This is a genomic window from Lebetimonas sp. JS085 (assembly GCF_000523295.1).
GTDB lineage: Bacteria > Campylobacterota > Campylobacteria > Campylobacterales > Nautiliaceae > Lebetimonas.
In genome coordinates this window covers 645,255-664,291 of sequence record NZ_ATHR01000001.1, presented here as the reverse complement: position 1 = coordinate 664,291, position 19,037 = coordinate 645,255, and the positions used below count along the sequence as shown (strand labels likewise).

The following is a 19,037-nucleotide window of genomic DNA, read 5'->3' as shown; positions in this document are numbered from 1 at the left end:
TTTTATGGTAAATGAGTTTTTTTCTTAAGTTTTGTCTTTTTCTGTCTTTTATAAAAATTTAACATTTTTTTTGCTATTTGAATTTTTTTGATAAATGGAGCGTTTATTTCTAAAAACAATAATTTTAAATATAATTTAAAAATATTAAAATCATAAATTTGCTTTGTAGTAAATTCTAAATATAAATCATATGGATTTTCAAAAAATCTTTTTTCTATATTAATTTTATCTAAATAGTATTTCTTTATTTTATGTAATATATAATCTCTGTAAAATTTATCTTTTAAAGTATCAGAATTATTACATGCAAATAAATTGTCCCCATGTATTCTGTATTCACTTAATTCTTTATCAATGAAAAACATTTCTGTCATTAAATTAGATATAAAAACAATAACATCATCAGCTCTGATTTTAAAAAATTTTTCATAAGGAATTGGAAAAATTTGGTTTGCCAGTTTTTTTGATATTGAAATATTAGATGTAGTGCTTCCTGCAAAAAAAGTTAAATAATAAACTAAAAACATATTATATCCTCCATATGGATAATATGGACCTTTATAAGCAGTATTTCCAATTAATTTATAATCATTAACTATATATTCATAACCTTTTTCATATATTTCTTTAATTTTTTTAAGTTTATTTGGTAGAAATTTATCATCACTATCTAAAAAACAAATTATTTCCCCATTGCAATGTTTAAAACCTTCATTAAATGCGCTTGCCTGCCCTCCATTTTTTTTAAATATAGGTTTAATTCTTTTATCTTTATTAGCATATTTTTCAATTATTTCTTTTGAATTGTCACTGCTTCCGTCATCAACAATAATAATTTCAAAATTCTGATATGTTTGATCTAAAACACTTTCAATACATTCTGATAAAAATTTTCCATAATTATAATTATCAATTAATATACTAATTAACATTAATAACCTTTTCAATAAAATTTGATTCTATATTTTTTAAAATATCTATTTGAAAAGCTTTTGCAATTTTTAATCTTTTATCTTTAATTTTTATAAGAAAATTAGCAATTTTAACATATTTATTTTTATCATTTGCAATAGGATAAAATAATTTTATATTTAATTGTTTAAAACCATAATTATATCCAATTTTTAACTTTTCTAAATCTTCTTTTGTATAATTAGGTCCATAATGGATTAAAGAAACCCCTTTTGCCTGAGCTTCTATGATACTATGTCCTTGTCTTAAAGGAAAAGTATCCGGCCAAATATCAATAACCCACCCATATATATGGGGGTTAATTTGACCTGTAAAAATAAATCTATTTTCATTTATATTATATTTTTTAAGTTTTTTCTTAATGCTTTCTTGATTTCCTTCTCCACAGGCTAAATAAATTGTGTTTGGATTTTGTTTCATAATTTCGGCTAAAACTTTAATATATTCTTCACTGTCTATTTTAATTAGTCTTCCGATAGTGCCTAAAATTACAGTGTTTTTCCCATATTTTTGTAAAAGGTTTTCTTTTATTTTTTTGCCTTCTATTTTACAATATTCAGGCCCTATTAAAAATTCTTCAGCCATAGGAACGTTAAATATTTTCCATTCGTAATTTTTACATTCTTGTTCAAAATGGCTAATTCTAAGGTCTATATTTTCAATCTCACTTGTGCAGTTTCCGTGAGACCAGAAAATTTGTTTTGGTGCAGTTTTTGTAGAAAAAAGAAAATTTGGAATATCATAACCAAAACCAGAAACTAAAATATCAATTTTGTCTTTTAAAATTTGTTCTCTTAAATCAAGAGCTTTTGGCAAATGTTTATAATAATACCCATCTTTGTAAAATTTAAACTGGGGGGTATAAACTTCAATACCTATTTTTTTAAGTTTAATAACCCATTCTTCTTCATCAGGGTTTTTATCTACATAATTCATTGAATAAACAAATATTTTGTAATTATTTTTAAATTCATTATTATCCATTAATTCTTTCCATAATGAATATTCTACCATTAAAGGAGAAGTAGTAACTAATCTATCTATTAAAAAACCTATTCTTTTCTTTTTGTTATTATAATTTTGCGGTGGTTTTGGTAAGTTGTTTTTTTTGCCCCAATTTCTATAATATTTACTTAAAGGTTTTTCTACGATTTCATTAAATTTTTCCCAATCTTTTATAGTTTGAGAGGAATTTCCATAAAAATGGTAATAATAAAAATGTATATACATTATATCTTCTATTAAATCTTTTGTAATGGCAGAATCAATTAATTTTTTAAAAAGAGGTAGTTGTTCAAGCCAAAAAGGTTTTACAAAAATATTTTTATTGTGCCAAACAGCTAAAATATTTATAAAAATATTTCTTCTTGTCTGTTCATTAAGCGAAAAAAAATAGTCTGGATTTAAAATTTTATTTAATGTGTTTAAAAATATTTCTTTTGTAAGTGAAGGAGTTTTTTGAAAAAAATCAAGAGAGTAAAAAACGTCTTTTATATCATGTTTAAAATGAAGTGATCTGAATAGGTAATTTTTTAGAGCATTTTCTTTTGAAGTAAATGTTTCTAAAATAAACAATACATTATTTATTATACCTTTTTCAGCATTTAATGCATTTGGATAATAATTTTTTAAAGCTTCAATATTTTTTTCTAAAAACTTATTATATTTAAATTTTATGTTTTTTACTTTATCATAATAATTTATATAAGCATTTGAAGGCAAATCGCCTTTTTTTAATAAATTTATAATATTTTCTCTTATTTTTTTCATTATTTTTATACTTTTTTTGAAAAATTATATCAAAAAAATATTTTATCGGCCGATATATATCCAAGATGGCAAGGAAGCCATCATAAAATTAAAAGGAGTTAAAAATGAGTTTTAGAATCAGAACAAATGTAGCGGCTCTTAATGCGCATGCTGCAGAAATGGTAACAAACAGAAATTTAAATGATTCTCTTGAAAAATTAAGCACAGGGCTTAGAATAAACAAAGCAGCAGACGACGCATCAGGTCTTCAGATTGCGGATTCTTTAAGAGATCAGGCTGACAGTTTAGGTCAGGCTATTAGAAATGCCAATGATGCCGTCGGCGTTATGCAAATTGCCGACAAAGCAATGGATGAACAGGTAAAAATTCTTAATACAATTAAAGTAAAAGCCACTCAGGCCGCACAGGACGGACAGACAACAGATACAAGAAAAGCGCTTCAAGAAGATATTACAAGATTAATGGAAGAGCTTGACAATATTGCTCAAACAACATCTTATAACGGTAAAAAACTCTTAAGCGGTAGTTTTACCAATCAAAAATTCCAAATCGGTGCTTATTCAAATGAAACAATAACAGCAAGTATAGGTGCCACATCTTCAGACAAAATAGGAAACACAAGATTTGAAACAACTGCGTATGTTGCTGTTTCAGCAGGGGCAAATTCATTAAAAGATGTAGCTTTAAAATTTAAATCAGCAGACGGAAGAAGAGATATACAATTAGAAACAGTAAAAGTATCAACAAGTGCAGGAACAGGAATAGGAGTACTTGCGGAAGTTATAAATAAAAACTCTAATTTAACTGGTGTCAGGGCTTCATGGAAGGTACAGGGAACAGGCTCAAGTGAGATTAGTTCCGGTACTGTTCACGGATTAAAAATAAACGGTGTGGAAATAGGTGACCTTACTGTTCAAAAAGCAGACAGTGACGGAACATTGGTTAATGCAATTAATGCGGTAAAAGACCAAACCGGTGTGGAAGCATATGTAGACGAGCAGGGAAGGCTTAATTTAAGAAGTTTGGACGGTAGGGCAATTCAGGTTTCTACTACATCAGCATCAACAGTATTAGGAAACGGAAGTTTTAACAAAGCTTCAGTAACAGATACAATTGTCGGAAGGCTTACTTTTGTAAGACTTGATGCAAGGGATATTAAAATCAGTGGAACAAGTGCTTCTTTGGTTGGTGTAACAAGTAAAATGGCCGAGGCCACTATTAATTTAAGAGCAATCAAAAACAGATTTAATACAACTCAGGCAAGTGCAATAGGTGCGAATGCAAATTCACTAATTGCCACTGATAACGCCAGCGGAATAGGTGCAGGGGTTACAACTCTAAAAGGTGCTATGGCTGTTATGAATATTTCAGACAGTGCAGCTAAACTTCTTGATGAAATCAGAGCAGGAATAGGTTCTGTTCAAAATCAATTAACAAGTACAATTAATAACATTTCAGTGACTCAAGTAAATGTAAAAGCGGCTGAATCTCAAATCAGAGATGTAGATTTTGCAGCTGAAACAGCTAATTTCCAAAAATGGAATTTATTGGCACAATCAGGAAGTTATGCACTTTCTCAGGCTAATGCTGTCCAACAGAATGTTATGAGATTATTACAATAATATTTCTTCGATTTTAAAAAGGCTTTTTGCCTTTTTCTTTATTTTTTAATTTTCCATTATCCATCTGGCCGCTTTTCAAGCAGCTAGGTGAACTGCTCATTTGCGCTCATTTTCCGTTCTCCATTTTACATTTTTCACTTTTCGGAATAGCTTTTGCTTCTTTTTTTAAAATATTAAGGAGAAGCATATGGGCTTTAGAATAAATACAAACATTGCTGCATTAAATGCACATGCGGCAGCTGTGGCCAACAACAGGGAACTTAGCGATTCTTTGGAAAAACTTTCAACTGGACTTAGAATAAACAAAGCTGCGGATGACGCATCAGGTCTTCAGATTGCAGATTCTTTGAGAGATCAGGCTGACAGTTTAGGTCAGGCTATTAGAAATGCCAATGATGCCGTCGGCGTTATGCAAATTGCCGACAAAGCAATGGACGAACAGGTAAAAATTCTTGATACAATTAAAGTAAAAGCCACTCAGGCCGCACAGGACGGACAGACAACAGATACAAGAAAAGCGCTTCAAGAAGATATTACAAGATTAATGGAAGAGCTTGACAATATTGCTCAAACAACATCTTATAACGGTAAAAAACTCTTAAGCGGTAGTTTTACCAATCAAAAATTCCAAATAGGTGCTTATTCAAATGAAACAGTTCAGGCGAGTATAGGTGCCACATCTTCAGACAAAATAGGAAACACAAGATTTGAAACAACTGCGGATGTTGCTGTTTCTACTGCTTCCAATTCACTTAATAGCTATAAATTAACATTTAAATCAGCAGACGGAAGAAGAGATATACAATTAGAAACAGTAAAAGTATCAACAAGTGCAGGAACAGGAATAGGAGTACTTGCGGAAGTTATAAATAAAAACTCTGATTTAACAGGTGTCAGGGCATCATGGCAGGTACATGGAACAGGTTCAAGTGAAATACAAGCAGGCACCGTTCACGGATTAAAAATAAACGGGGTTGAAATAGGTGATCTTACTGTTCAAAAAGCAGACAGTGACGGAACATTGGTTAATGCAATTAATGCGGTAAAAGATGAAACCGGTGTGGAAGCTTATATAGATCATGAAGGCAGACTTAATCTAAGAAGTTTGGACGGTAGGGCAATTCAGGTTTCTACTACATCAGGCTCTTCAATACTTGGAGGGGGAAGTTTTGCAAATGCATCGGCATCAGATACAATTGTCGGAAGGCTTACATTAACAAGATTAGATGCAAGAGATATTAAAATTACCGGAACAGGTATTTCAAAAATAGGTATTACCAGTAACATGGCCGAGGCCACTATTAATTTAAGAACTATTAAAGGCTCTTTCAGTGCAGATCAGGCAAGTGCCATTGGAGCAAATGCAAATTCTGTGGTAGGAGCGGATAATGCAAGCGGAATAGGCGCAGGAGTTACAACACTAAAAGGTGCTATGGCTGTTATGGATATTGCCGAGAGTGCACAAAAACTTCTTGATAAAGTAAGAGCAGATATAGGTTCTGTACAAAATCAGTTGGTTAGTACAATAAACAATATTTCCGTAACACAGGTAAATGTAAAAGCGGCTGAATCTCAAATCAGAGATGTAGATTTTGCAGCTGAAACAGCTAATTTCCAAAAACATAATCTTTTAGCACAATCAGGAAGTTTTGCCTTGTCTCAGGCTAACGCAGTACAGCAGAATGTATTGAAATTGTTACAATAATTAGAAAAATCAATAAGATTTTTCTTTTTTTAATTCTTTTTCTACAAAAGGAAGGGCTCTTTTTACAACAACTATTTGTGCGTTTATGCTTCCTGCTAAATTAAAAAGCCATTCTCTGTGATTCATTATCCAGTCTATTAATTTTGCTTTTTTTTCAATGTCGGTTTTTGGATTTTGAATTTGAATTTTAGCAAGGTCTGTTTCCTTGTTTATCAGATATGGAACCATAGTTTCCCCATAGCACTGCATAAAAGTTTTTGATTCGATTTTTTCTTTTATTTTATCAATTTTATCAGAGAGTCTGTTTAATTTTTTAAAATCTATCTTTTCAAGATGATTGTTTTTGTTTAATTCCACCAGTTCGTCAAAACATTTAGCTACTTCAATAAACACTTTTTCAATGTCTGATTTTGTTTTTTCTCCTATTTTAATCATCTTCAATGTTTTATTGTATGCTTTTTGTAGATTTTTAATATAACCGTCAATTCTCGGTTTTCTAAGTTTTATTTTTGATTTTGGAATTTTTTTGACATATTTTTTAATAACTTCGCTAAAAGGCATTTCTATACTGCCTTCTATTCTTGCCCCTCCTTCAGTTGCATTAATAGTTAAAATTCCTTCAAGGTTTGTTTCATATATATCTTTTTCAAAAAAGTTTTTAAACATAAGCCATGTTTTTGACGTTCTGATTACCCCGTTTCCCCCGTATTTCGTGACATATTCATCGGTTTCTTTGTATTCTATCTCTTTTTCCCCGTATACATGTCCTTTTGCATGACTTGTTCCATCTTCACTGTAAGCCAAATCCTGTCCAATTAAAACAATTTTTTTAAATCCAAGCATATAAGCAAGTTCATAAGCCATATTAGCAGCACTCATTCCAACACCTAAATATCCGTATTTTTTAAGATTTAGGAATCTGTTATATTGAAAACCTCTCATAGAAAGAATTTTTGGCCCGTATGAATTTTTTAAAACATTTTCATGTTGAAGCGATGCATGGATTGTGATAAATTTTTCCTGAAATTCTTTTGATGTATTGTCAAAAAATTTAGCTGTTTCCTTTACCCTTTCCAGACTTGTTACAAAATCCGGAATAATGCCCCATTTTTCAAGTATGGGCATAGAAGCGTCCACGCTGATAATACTCACATAATTTTGTATTTCTTTAAGCAGGGGCAGCTGTTTTGTAAGAGAAGGTCCGGTTGAGACAATAATTGCGATATCCGAATTTTTTTTTCCTTTAATCGACTGAATCGGCGGGTTTTTGAGCATTTCAGGCATATTTTTTATAGAATGCTCTATTCCTATCAATGTATCTATTGTGTCATTACCAAAATTAATAACGGCTTGTTTTATTGCCCTTGTAAATAACTGATTTATATCAATAATGTCTTTTTTATATAATTTTTCATAATATTTTGTGTTAATTTGTAATTCATATGTTTTGACAAAAAGAATAATATCCGGATGGGTCATTATTTTTATTGCTTCCGGATAATTGAACTGGGCTGATTTATAAAGGATTAATCTGTTTTCTTCAATCTCTTTTGAAAAATCTATTAAATTTAAAACAATAAATAAAATTTGAGTGTCCGGTTCAATAACTACTATTTTTTTTCTTATGGGGTTGTCAAGCAGTAATTTTATTAAAATACCGTTTCCTGTCCCATAAAAAAATAAAACAGGATATCTTAAATATTTTTGATCAAATATTTTTTTTTGTGATTCAATTTCATCTAATGGTTTGGTTTCATAAAGCGGAAGTTTTTTTTCTTTATCTATTAAGTTTATGTTTGCCGGGTCATCCCCTTGTTGGAATATTTCAAATTTGGTATTTTGAAAACCAAAAAGTTCTGTTGCTAAATTTGGATTTTGATTAAATAAAGCTTTTATGTTTTTTTCAAAGATTGGAGACATTTTTTTCCTTTTTTGATATATTTAAGCTTATATCGGTATTTTTGATAAAATTATAACAAAGGAGAGCATATGTTTTTTAAGAAGAAAAAAAGCAATATCAAACTTGCAAAAGACCCTTTTCCGGATTATAACGACGTAAATACAAGAATAATTATCGATATAAGAGGTCCGGAAGATGTCGAATTTTATGGGAAACTGCCCAATTCAAAAAATATACCTTTTGATGAATATTTTGCAAGTAAACTTATGATGCTTGATAAAAGTAAAAAATATGCGATTATGGACGACAGAGGAATATTAACTGATTTAAAAAAGGCGGTTGAAATTGCAAAAAACACGGGTCTTGATGCTGTAGGGCTCAGAGGGGGTTTTTTTTATATAACAGAAGTACTTAATATTAAACCAATTAAAGGGGAAGAATGAAAGTATATGGAATAAAAACATGTGGAAGTGTTAAAAAGGCTTTAAAATTTTTTAATGACAGGAATATTGGATATGAGTTTCATGATTTTAAAAAAGAACCTGTTGGATGTGATAAAGTAAAGGAATGGCTTAAAAAAGTTGATATTAATACTCTTTTTAATAAAAGGGGTACAAAATACAGACAGCTTAAATTAAAAGAATTAAACCTTGACGATGAAGCGATGTTAGAGTGGTTATGTAAAGAAAATCTGCTTATTAAAAGGCCGGTAATTGAATTGGGTAACGGTGAAGTTGTTGTAGGATTTGATGAAGAAAAATATAAGGAAATTTTTGAATGAATATTGAAATTTTAACCATAAGTGTGGGAGTCGGTGCAGCCATCGGATATGTGACTAATTATGTTGCAATAAAACTTCTTTTTAGACCTTATAAACCAGTTAAACTAAAAAATATCCTTATTTTCCCCCAGGGGGTTATTCCAAGAGAAAAAAACACACTGGCAAAAAAGGTTGGCGCTGTTGTAAAAAATTACATATTAAGCGAAGAGGAAATAAAAAAAATTGTAACAAATAAAGGGGTAAAAAAAGAGATTGAAATTTTTTTGGAAGGAGAAATAGAAAAATTTCTCTCACAGGATATAACGGAGCTTACCCCAAAAGACGAACTTGCCAAAAATCTTGGAACATGGATAGATAATTTGATAAAATCAAAATTTCCGATGCTCGGCTCTTTTATAGATGCATCTACCATTGAAAGATTATTGAGTGAGGTCAATCTCGGAATAAAACTTAATAAATTTGTAAATAAAGAAAAGGTAAAAAACAAGCTTTTAAACGAAATATATGTTTTTATGGAATGTGAACTGCCCAAAATTTTAATAAAAGCTAATATTGAAAAAATTGTGGAAGATAAAATAAATTCATTTGATGAAAAAAAATTAGAAGATATGCTGTTTGTTTTAATGAAAAAGCATTTTGGGTTTATTAATGTTGCAGGAGCCGTTCTCGGCGGTATTATAGGTTTTGTTCAATATTTTGTTATTCAAATGTAATTTTGTTTTAGCATAATTCCACAAAAAAGGGGAATTGTGCTAAATGTTGAAATTATAATCGCTTCATTACTGTTTTTGTTTCTTTTGATTTTTCATTATGATTTTTATCATTTGGTAAGTCTTATTTTGGAATATATTGTAATTATAGAAGTGGTGCAGATGCTTTTTGTCTTTTTCAAAAGACAAAGGATAAAACTGAGATATATGATTGATGCAGGAATTATATTTTTTATAAGAGAGGTTTTTATTTTTGTTGTCGGACATAAAAATGAAAAGACTATTTTTTCACTTGTGGCTTTAATAGGGATATTTTTCTTTTTTAGATATTTGTCAATAAAAATAACTTATAAAGCAGAAAAAGAGGAATTAAAGAATAGTTAAGTTAAGCATATGTTTAACATCCTCTTGAGGCATTTTGTGGAAGTAGAGGTAGTTGTAAACTTTGTCTTCAATTCCAGCTAATTTTCTTTCATAGATTTCTTTATATTCTTCTGGTGTCGGGATTCTGCCAAGAAGTGCTGTTACAGCTGCAAGTTCCGCACTTCCTAAGTAAACTTTAGCACCTTTACCCATTCTGTTGTCAAAATTTCTTGTAGAAGTTGAAAATACATTTGCAAAGTCTCTAACCCTTGCCTGATTACCCATACATAGGCTGCATCCAGGAATTTCTATTCTAGCCCCCGCCTGGCCGAACACGGCATAATATCCTTCTTCTGTAAGTTTTTCTTTGTCCATTTTAGTAGGAGGTGCAATCCATAATCTTGTAGGAACCTGCCCTTCACCTTTTAGTATCTCGGCAGCTGCTCTATAGTGTCCTATATTTGTCATACAGCTTCCGATAAACACTTCGTCAATTTTGTGAGGTCTGTTTTCATCTGCCAATACTTCAGAAATTGTTGCCACATCATCCGGATCGTTCGGACAAGCTACAATAGGTTCGGTGATTTTATCTAAATCAATTTCAATAACTGCCGCATATTCTGCGTTTTCATCTCTTCTTAGAAGTTTTGGATTTTTCAGCCATTCTTTCATTTTATCAATTCTTCTTTGAAGCGTTCTTTTATCTTCATATCCGGCTTCAATCATGGCTTCAAGCATTTTGATATTTGATTTTAGATATTCTTCAACCTGATTTTCGCTTACATCAACAGTGCACGCAGCCGCACTTCTCTCGGCAGATGCGTCAGCCAATTCAAAAGCCTGTTCTATTGTGAGGTTTCTTATTATATCGCCTTCAATTTCCAAAATTCTTCCGTTAAACACATTTTTTTTGTTTTTCTTTTCGACGGTTAAAAGTCCTTGTTTTATTGCAAAATATGGAATAGCATTAACCAAATCCCTTAAAGTGATTCCAGGTTGTAATTCCCCTTTGAATTTAACCAATACGCTTTCCGGTACATTTAGAGGCATTGAGCCTGTAACGGCTGCAAACGCTACAAGCCCGCTTCCTGCTGGGAAGCTGATACCCATAGGGAATCTTGTATGGCTGTCTCCTCCTGTTCCAAGAGTGTCCGGTAAAATCATTCTGTTTAACCAGGAGTGGATTACCCCATCTCCCGGTCTAAGCGCCACACCCCCCCTGCTTGTAATAAATGCCGGAAGTGTGTGATGAAGCTTGACATCAGCCGGTTTTGGATAAGCCGCTGTATGACAGAAAGTCTGTAATACCAAATCCGCATTAAATCCTAAAGCGGCCAGTTCTTTAATTTCATCTCTTGTCATTGCACCTGTTGTATCCTGGCTGCCGACAGTTGTAGCTGTCGGTTCAACATACATACCAGGTCTAACGCCTTCCATTCCGCAGGCTTTACCGATTATTTTTTGGGCAAGTGTATATCCTACTCCTTCTTTTCCTTTTGGTTGGGCAGGTCTTATGAAGATATCAGCTTCAGGTTCCATTCCAATAGAAACTCTAGCTTTTTTAGTCAGGTTTTTACCTATAATTAACGGAACCCTTCCTCCTGCCCTTACTTCATCCGGAAGTGTATTTGGTTTTAGTTTAAATTCACTAATAACTTCTCCGTTTTTTAGAATTTTACCCTCATAAGGTCTGATTTCTATTTCGTCTCCTGTTTCGAGTTTGCTGACATCCGCACCTTCGATAGGAAGAGCGCCAGAATCTTCAAGTGTGTTAAAGAAAATAGGGGCAATTACGCTGCCTATAACAATTCCACCTCTTTTTTTATTTGGAACGAAAGGAATTTCTTCACCTATATGCCAAATAAGTGAGTTTGCGGCTGATTTTCTAGAGCTTCCAGTCCCAACTACATCACCAACAAAAGCAACAGGAAGCCCTTTTTCTTTAAGTTCTGCTATTTTATTTAGGGCATCAGGTATTTTTGCTTTTAGCATACTTGTTGCATGAAGCGGAATATCGCTTCTTGTAAATGCTTCGCTGGCAGGAGATAAATCATCAGTATTAGTCTCACCTGGTACTTTAAATACTATTGCTTTAATTGATTCAGGAAGAGGGTTTTTAGAAGTAAACCACTGGGCATTTGCCCAGGATTCAAGCACATCTTTAGCATATTTGTTTCCGGCTTTTGCTAATTCTTCAACATCGTGAAATGCGTCATATACAAGTAAAATATTTTTTAGCTGATTTGCAGCTTCTTGTGCGATTTCTTCATCTTTATGAGACAAAGCATCAATTAGAGGTTTTACATTGTATCCTCCAAGCATAGTCCCTAAGATTTCAACAGCTCTTTTTGGGGAGATTGCAGGAGATGAAGTTTTGCCTTGAATAATATCGTTTAAAAACGCCGCTTTTACATATGCAGCTTCATCAACACCAGGATTAATATGATTTAAAAACAGATCCATTAAATATTCTTCTTCCGGGATTGGAACCATTTTAAGAAGTTCAACCAACTCAGCTGTTTGTTTAGCTGTAAGCGGAAGCGGCGGAATGCCAAGTTTAGCTCTTTCTTCAGTATGTTTTTTATATTCTTCAATAAAGCTCATATCTGTCCTTTTTTATTGCAATTATAAAATTATTTTTACAAATTGTTACATCAATTAACACTTTTAATTATTTGATGTGTAATATAGTAACAAAATATTTTGTTATAATTTTAACAAAAAGGAAAATAGTGGACTTTAAAAAAATTGCAAAAGAAGTTTTGCAAATAGAGGCAAACGAGCTTTTACATGCGGATATCAGCGGCATAGAAAAAGCGGTTGAAATAGCATATAATACACCGGGTAAATTAATAGTTACGGGTGTTGGAAAATCCGGTCTTATAGGGGGTAAAATAGCGGCAACACTTGCAAGTACCGGAACTCCGAGTTTTTTTATCCATCCGACTGAGGCCCTTCACGGGGATCTTGGGATGATAGGGAAAAATGACAGCGTGCTTGCAATAAGTTATTCTGGGGAGAGCGAAGAGCTTATAAAAATCCTTCCCCATATTAAAAGATTTGATGTGCCTTTGATTGCAATGACGGGTAAGTCTGATTCAACACTGGCAAGATATGCAGACGTGGTTTTGAATATACATGTTCAAAAGGAGGCGTGTCCTTTGAATGTGGCGCCTACAAGTTCGACCACCCTTACACTTGCTGTGGGGGATGCCCTGGCGGTTTGTCTGATGAAAAAAAGAAACTTTACAAAAGAGGATTTTGCATCTTTTCATCCAGGAGGAAGTTTAGGAAAAAAACTTTTTATAAAAGTCAAAGATTTAATGAAAAAAGATTTTCCTGTAGCCGATGAGAATGATTCTTTAAAAGAGGCTATTATTAAAATGACAGAGGGGAGAATAGGGCATATTTTATTTTTGGACAATTCAAAAATAAAAGCCATTTTAAGCGACGGTGACCTCAGACGGGCTATGATGAGCGAAAAATTTGATTTAAATAAAAAAGCAATTGATTTTGCAAGCATTAATCCTAAAACGATAAATGAAAATATTTTGGCAAGTAATGCGCTTAAATATATGGAAAACAATAAAATTCAGCTGCTGCCTGTAATAGACGACAAAGAAAACGTAGTCGGTGTGATTCATATACATCAATTGGTTGAAGCGGGAATAAGATAGTGAGTAGTGAGTTGTGAGTAGTGAGTAGTCAAATTGACAAGAGGCCAAGTTGCCAAGTTCCAAGTAGCTATGGTGAAAAATGAAAAGTGAAAAATTAAAGGAAATAAATGAGACTTAATAAATTTATAAGCCATCATACGACCTATTCAAGAAGAGAAGCGGACAGGCTTATATTTGAGAGAAGGGTAAAAGTAAATAAACAGACTGTTACAAATCCTGCATATGAAGTGGAAGACGGCGACAAAGTGTCTGTAAATTCAAAACCAGTAAAAATAAGTTCAAAATATACTTGTATTGTATATAATAAGCCAAAAGGAGAACTTGTAACAAAAAAAGACCCACAGGGCAGAAAAACAATATATGATTCCCTTCCAAGAAAATTTAAACATTTTATCCCAGTCGGAAGACTTGATTTTGCAAGCGAAGGGCTTTTGATTTTAACCGATTCGCCAAAAATTGCCGAAGCTTTGATGAAATCCAATTTACCGAGAGTTTATAGGCTCAGAATCAAAGGCTCTATAACAGAAGAAATGTTAAAAGCCATGGGGGAAGGTATTGAAGTGGGAATTGAAGGTGCCCATAAAAATACCGACATAAACAATATTACTTTAAAACCTTTTTTAAATGTTCAAATTATAAAAAATTCACCTAAATTTTCAACACTTAAAGTTGCTATAGAAGAGGGGAAAAACAGAGAACTTAGACGCTTTTTCGCTCATTTCGGAAGGGATGTGATGGATTTAAAAAGGCTTAGTTACGGGTGGGTGAGCCTTAATGCTTTGCCTCAGGGAAAGACAAGATATTTTGATAAAAAAGAATATAAAATACTAAAAGATTTTTTAAAAGGGAGTTAAATGAAAACGATTAGATTTAAAACGGAGCATAAATCTCAAATAATAGACATAACAGACGATATCAAAGAAATAATAATTAAAAGCGGGGTTAAAAACGGTGTGGTCAGTGTTTTTTGCCCTCATTCAACGGCAAGTGTCATTATTTTTGAAAAAAGTGATCCGACTCTCAGAAGGGATTTATTGATGACATTAAAAAACATTGTTCCATATAAAGATTACGCTCATAAAAATGCAAGGGCTCATTTAAAGGCTTCTTTATTAACCAGTAATCTTACTTTAATAGTGGAAAATGCCAAAATAATGCTTGGAAAATGGCAAAGTGTCTTTTTGGTTGAATTTGACGGACCAAGAGAAAGGAGCGTGTATGTTAAGGTAATTAATGATTAACCCCATTTTAATTATAATCATTTTACTTTTTATTGCCTTAATTTTTAACATACCCTTGGCTAAATTTAAAATTCCTCCTATTATAGGATATATTTTTACAGGTATTGTTATTGCGAATATTTTTCATATTGAACATCATACGATAGAAATTGTCGCAGAAATAGGAATTGTTTTTTTAATGTTTTTAATCGGACTTGAGTTTTCTCCGGAAAAATTAAAAACAATGAAAAAAGAGGTTTTTTTATACGGTTTTTTGGAAATGAGTATTGCAGGTGTTTTTTTCGGACTTGTTTTTTGGTTTGTTTTAAATGTGGATATAAGGGTTTCTTTTATTGTAGGAAGTGCTTTGGCACTCAGTTCCACCGCTATTGTTTTAAAACTTTTAAATGAATCCCGTGAAATTTCAAAACCTTACGGAAGAGTGGCTCTTGGCATATTGCTTTTTCAAGATATCGCTGTTATCCCTATTTTAATTGCAATTTCACTTATAGTAAACAAAGACGCCCCGTTTTTACCCCTGATTGTTAAAACAATAGAAGCAATGGCGTCTCTGGGTGTTTTTATTTATATTTTCGGTAAATATATTGCCCCGTTTATTATTACAAAAGCCACCAAAACAAAATCTGATGAAATTTTTCTTTCAACTGTTTTGTTGGTTGTATTGACTGCGGCTGAGACAGCCCATTTTTTTGGACTCAGTTATTCTCTCGGAGCATTTTTGGCGGGTATGATTTTGAGCGAAACAAAATATAAATATCAGATAGAAGCGGATTTGGTTCCTTTTAGAGATTTGCTTTTAGGCATATTTTTTATTTCCGTAGGTCTTATGGTAAATATTCATTTTGTATTTAACCATGTATTTTCAATTGTTTTAATTACTTTAACTGTTATGACACTCAAGGCCTTTTTAATTTATTTAATTTTGAAAAAATTTGTAAAACATAAAAGAGTGGCTTTAAAAAGCGGTTTTATACTTTCTCAGATAGGCGAATTTGCTTTTGTAATTTTTGCACTTTTGGGTAAATTTTCTTTATTAGAAAAATTTTTACTGCAAGAACTGGTGGTTGCCGCTGTAATTTCTATGCTTTTAACGCCTTTTATCATTAAGTATATTTATAAAATAGCAGACATTTTTGACGAAGATATACAGAATTTTGAAGAATATAATATTTTTTCGGCAGGAGCCAGAGGGCATATTGTACTAATTGGCAATGATAAGATAGGTCAAAGGATAGCAAGAAAACTTAACAATTTTAAAATTCCTTATGTAGCGATAGACAAGCAGATAGAATTGGTAAAAGATGGTTTAAATAAAGGCGATAATGTTATTTTTGGCAATGCTGCAAATAAAAGAGTGCTTGAAAGTCTGGATATAGAAAATGCGTGTGCGGTAATTATTACCACACAGAATGAAGAACACACCCATATGATTGTAGAAAATATTTTAGATATTAATCCAAATCTGAATATTATTGTTTTAAGTGAAAATGAGGATGAGGTTAATTATTATAAAGAAAAAAATGTTTATGTAGTGGATAAAAGTAAAGAACTTGCCGAAATACTGATAAATTTAGCGCTTAAATGTGAATTGGAAAATTAAAAACATTTGGTATAATTTTGTAAAAAAGGATATAAATGTTTGAAAAGTTAGTAAAAAATATATCTAATTACAGACAACCGATGGCTTTTGGAATTGCAAGAGTCGATTTGGGACAGTTAAACCATGATAAAGTACTTCAGGCCACTTATCCCGTAATAAACTGGAATGAAAATTTTGGCTCAGCAGCAGTATTTATCAGAAGTTTGATTGAATGCGGCGTTGATGTTGATTTTGAAAAAAGCGAATTTGTAGCGCCTATTTCCAAAGATTTTGTAGATACGGCATTAAATTATTTCGGAGAAGATTTAATAAGTGAGGCCGTAGGCGAAAAACATAAAAATATACAGGTTTTAAAGGTTTTAAAAGAAATTTTTGAAGAAGAGTTATACGATAATTACAGAATTTGTTTCTTATTTGAAGATAAGGCTCCAAAGTCGGTTGAGGCTGTTTATTTGAAATTATACGCCCTTTCCACAAGAAAAGCACCTTTAAGGGGAGTAAATTTGAGCGGGGCTTTTGGTGTTTTGCATAATTCGGCGTGGATTGGAAATGTACCGATTGAGCTTGAATATTTAAAAGCCCATGAAATTGAAATGAAGCTTAAAGATTCATTTCCTGAAATTGAATATGTGGATAAATTTCCGAGATTCCTTGCACATATAATTCCGGATGAAAATATAAGAATTCTTGATACAAGCAAAGTAAGATTCGGTGCTCAGTTGGCTCCCGGAACCACTGTAATGCCGGGGGCAAGTTATATAAACTTTAACGCCGGAACAGAGGGTGCGGTAATGGTTGAAGGTAGAATAAGTTCATCCGCCGTTGTAAAAGAAGGTGCGGATGTAGGCGGAGGCGCGAGTATTTTAGGAGTGCTTAGCGGTACAAACGGAAATCCTATTACCATTGGTAAAAATACGCTTCTTGGCGCAAATTCTGTAACAGGAATCCCTTTGGGAGACGGATGTATAGTAGATGCCGGAATTGCGGTTTTAGAGGGCACAAAAATATTTATTGGTGAAGATGAATTTTATAAAATAAAAGAGGTAAACCCTGAATGGAAGGCGGAATATAAAGAATATTTTAAAGGGTTGGAATTAGCAGGACTTAACGGAATTCATTACAGATTTGACACAACAAAAGGGAAAATGACAGCATTTAGAAGCAGACGTGAGGTTAAGCTTAATGAAGAGCTTCATTAAAGAAGTGAGTGGTAAGGATAAGTTATTTTAATAGAAAATTTCCGTTATAAAAGGAAAAAATAAAAAGTAAAAATAAAAAATTTTTGATATAATTTCAAACTCAAATAAAGTAAAAGGATATTAAATGGCAAGAAAATGCGAAATTTGTGGAAAAGGTCCTCAATTTGGAAACAGAGTGAGCCATTCAAATAAAAAAATCAGACATAAATTTGATCCGAACATTCAAAACGTTAAAATTGAAATTAACGGAGTCAGAAGAAAAGTTAAAATTTGTACAAGTTGTCTTAGAAACCTAAAGAAATCTGTATAATCTTCCCCCTCTTTATGGGGTTTTTATGACTTTTAAAGAAAAACTTGCTAAACTCTTTAACTGGGAAAGAACAAAAAAGCCCGAAGTAGACCTTTCTTATGAAATCTGGGGAGAGCTAAAACCTTTCAGAGCCCCGATAATACTTACTGTTTTAATCGAATTATTCGGTACTTTGGGATATATTGCAATTGATCATTTTTCTTTGATGGATGCAATTTATCAGACTGGAATTACTTTTACCACGGTGGGTTTTGGTGAAATAGCCCCCATTTCACCGCTTGGCAGACTTTTTACAATATTTTTGATTATTGCAGGATTTGCCGTATTTTCTTATGCGGTGGGTATTTTAGTGGATGTGATTAATAAAGGCCGCCTTTTTGCACTACTTAAGGAGAACAGAATGCTTTATAAAATAGCAAGACTTAAAAATCATTATGTCGTGTGTTTTCATAACGAATATACCATAGATGTGACAAAAGAACTAAGACATGCCCATATTCCTTTTGTTGTTATAGACAATAATGATAATTTGGAAGAAATTGCCAAAAAGAACAGATATCCTTTTTTTGTAAAAGGGGATCCTCATACCACGGTTTCTATTAAAAAGGCATCTCTTAGCAGTGCAAAAGGTGTAATATCTCTATCCAAAAATGTAGCCGACAATATAGCACTGATCAGCAGTGTAAAATTATACGAAAAAGAATTAAAAAGGCATCCTTATTATATTCTTTCAATAGCAAATTCAGAAGAAGATATAGAAAAACTTCAAAAACTGGGGGCCCATGAAGTAATTTCACCTAATAAGCTGATTGCTAAAAGAATGACGGCAATAGCCGCAAATCCAGATGTTAAAAATATTTTGGAGGAATTTGTATATTCTACAGATAGCCCTCTTAATCTGGAAAAAATAACTGTAAGTAAAAAATCGTGGCTTGCATATAAAAAACTCAAAGACGCACATTTAAGAGAATTGTTTAATGTAAGTGTTGTCGGAGTAAAAGAAGCAAGCGGAAAATTCGTGCCTGTTCCAAAAGGCGAATATACTCTTAAACCTGGGGATAAAGTGTTGGTAATCGGTACTTCAAAAGACATGGTTAAAGCCAGGTTTGTAATAAGAAGTACAAAAAGACCCAAAAATATTGATTTTATATAAGTGAATAGTGAGTAGCGAGTTGTGAGTTGTGAGA

The 19,037-nt window shown here is 32.3% G+C and carries 17 protein-coding genes; 13 read left to right on the top strand and 4 right to left on the bottom strand.

Annotated elements, in window-relative coordinates:
* Positions 1–2: 2 nt before the first annotated feature.
* Positions 3–932 carry a glycosyltransferase family 2 protein gene (locus DZ68_RS09990; protein WP_024790732.1) on the bottom strand — a complete coding sequence of 310 codons (930 nt, stop codon included), beginning with the start codon at positions 930–932 and terminating at the stop codon, positions 3–5.
* Positions 922–2,742: a hypothetical protein gene (locus DZ68_RS09985; RefSeq protein ID WP_024790731.1), complete on the bottom strand. Its 1,821-nt coding sequence runs from the start codon at positions 2,740–2,742 to the stop codon at positions 922–924. Before DZ68_RS09985 ends, DZ68_RS09990 begins: the two co-directional genes overlap by 11 nt.
* A gap of 104 nt (positions 2,743–2,846) precedes the next feature.
* Between DZ68_RS09985 and DZ68_RS0103670 the strand changes: the two genes are divergently transcribed.
* Entirely contained in the window at positions 2,847–4,364 is a 1,518-nt protein-coding gene (locus tag DZ68_RS0103670; protein WP_024790730.1) for a flagellin B, read from the top strand.
* A 187-nt stretch (positions 4,365–4,551) separates the two neighbouring features.
* Positions 4,552–6,069, top strand: coding sequence for a flagellin A (locus DZ68_RS0103655; protein WP_024787297.1), 1,518 nt, complete (start codon positions 4,552–4,554; stop codon positions 6,067–6,069).
* Between the two features lie 9 nt (positions 6,070–6,078).
* On the opposite strand, the gene DZ68_RS0103650 is transcribed toward DZ68_RS0103655, so the two are convergent.
* Positions 6,079–7,989: a motility associated factor glycosyltransferase family protein gene (locus DZ68_RS0103650; protein ID WP_024787296.1), complete on the bottom strand. Its 1,911-nt coding sequence runs from the start codon at positions 7,987–7,989 to the stop codon at positions 6,079–6,081.
* Between the two features lie 69 nt (positions 7,990–8,058).
* Here DZ68_RS0103650 and DZ68_RS0103645 point away from each other — a divergent pair, with 69 nt between their 5' ends.
* Genes DZ68_RS0103645 through DZ68_RS0103630 form a run of 4 tightly spaced genes read left to right on the top strand, consistent with a single transcriptional unit; the run spans position 8,059 to position 9,844 of the window.
* Positions 8,059–8,412 (top strand): rhodanese-like domain-containing protein, encoded by a 354-nt coding sequence (locus tag DZ68_RS0103645; protein WP_024787295.1) that lies wholly within the window; start codon positions 8,059–8,061, stop codon positions 8,410–8,412.
* Positions 8,409–8,750: an arsenate reductase family protein gene (locus DZ68_RS0103640; protein WP_024787294.1), complete on the top strand. Its 342-nt coding sequence runs from the start codon at positions 8,409–8,411 to the stop codon at positions 8,748–8,750. The genes DZ68_RS0103645 and DZ68_RS0103640 overlap by 4 nt, the downstream gene beginning before the upstream one ends.
* The gene (locus tag DZ68_RS0103635) at positions 8,747–9,463 is read left to right on the top strand and encodes a DUF445 domain-containing protein (RefSeq protein WP_024787293.1); all 717 of its coding nucleotides are present in this window, start codon (positions 8,747–8,749) and stop codon (positions 9,461–9,463) included. Before DZ68_RS0103640 ends, DZ68_RS0103635 begins: the two co-directional genes overlap by 4 nt.
* Positions 9,464–9,499: 36 nt before the next feature.
* Positions 9,500–9,844: a phosphate-starvation-inducible PsiE family protein gene (locus DZ68_RS0103630; RefSeq protein ID WP_024787292.1), complete on the top strand. Its 345-nt coding sequence runs from the start codon at positions 9,500–9,502 to the stop codon at positions 9,842–9,844.
* Here DZ68_RS0103630 and acnB read toward each other — a convergent pair.
* A complete protein-coding gene (gene acnB, locus DZ68_RS0103625; RefSeq protein ID WP_024787291.1) occupies positions 9,830–12,427 on the bottom strand; it encodes a bifunctional aconitate hydratase 2/2-methylisocitrate dehydratase in 2,598 nt (865 codons plus the stop codon). The genes DZ68_RS0103630 and acnB overlap by 15 nt on opposite strands.
* A 128-nt stretch (positions 12,428–12,555) precedes the next feature.
* Between acnB and DZ68_RS0103620 the strand changes: the two genes are divergently transcribed.
* The 7 genes from DZ68_RS0103620 to DZ68_RS0103590 all read left to right on the top strand — a co-directional run bounded on the left by DZ68_RS0103620 (position 12,556) and on the right by DZ68_RS0103590 (position 19,003).
* The gene (locus tag DZ68_RS0103620) at positions 12,556–13,500 is read left to right on the top strand and encodes an SIS domain-containing protein (RefSeq protein WP_024787290.1); all 945 of its coding nucleotides are present in this window, start codon (positions 12,556–12,558) and stop codon (positions 13,498–13,500) included.
* Positions 13,501–13,607: 107 nt separating this feature from the next.
* Entirely contained in the window at positions 13,608–14,354 is a 747-nt protein-coding gene (locus DZ68_RS0103615; RefSeq protein ID WP_024789485.1) for a pseudouridine synthase, read from the top strand.
* Complete coding sequence (locus tag DZ68_RS0103610; protein ID WP_024787288.1) at positions 14,355–14,741, top strand: secondary thiamine-phosphate synthase enzyme YjbQ; 387 nt, start codon at positions 14,355–14,357, stop codon at positions 14,739–14,741. It begins immediately after the preceding gene.
* Positions 14,734–16,341, top strand: a complete 1,608-nt coding sequence (locus DZ68_RS0103605; protein ID WP_024790729.1) for a cation:proton antiporter — start codon at positions 14,734–14,736, stop codon at positions 16,339–16,341. Before DZ68_RS0103610 ends, DZ68_RS0103605 begins: the two co-directional genes overlap by 8 nt.
* A 35-nt stretch (positions 16,342–16,376) precedes the next feature.
* Positions 16,377–17,540 carry a 2,3,4,5-tetrahydropyridine-2,6-carboxylate N-succinyltransferase gene (locus tag DZ68_RS0103600; protein ID WP_024787286.1) on the top strand — a complete coding sequence of 388 codons (1,164 nt, stop codon included), beginning with the start codon at positions 16,377–16,379 and terminating at the stop codon, positions 17,538–17,540.
* 124 nt (positions 17,541–17,664) lie between these two features.
* Positions 17,665–17,850 carry a 50S ribosomal protein L28 gene (rpmB, locus tag DZ68_RS0103595; protein ID WP_024787285.1) on the top strand — a complete coding sequence of 62 codons (186 nt, stop codon included), beginning with the start codon at positions 17,665–17,667 and terminating at the stop codon, positions 17,848–17,850.
* Between the two features lie 25 nt (positions 17,851–17,875).
* A complete protein-coding gene (locus DZ68_RS0103590; RefSeq protein WP_024787284.1) occupies positions 17,876–19,003 on the top strand; it encodes a potassium channel protein in 1,128 nt (375 codons plus the stop codon).
* Positions 19,004–19,037 lie beyond the last annotated feature (34 nt).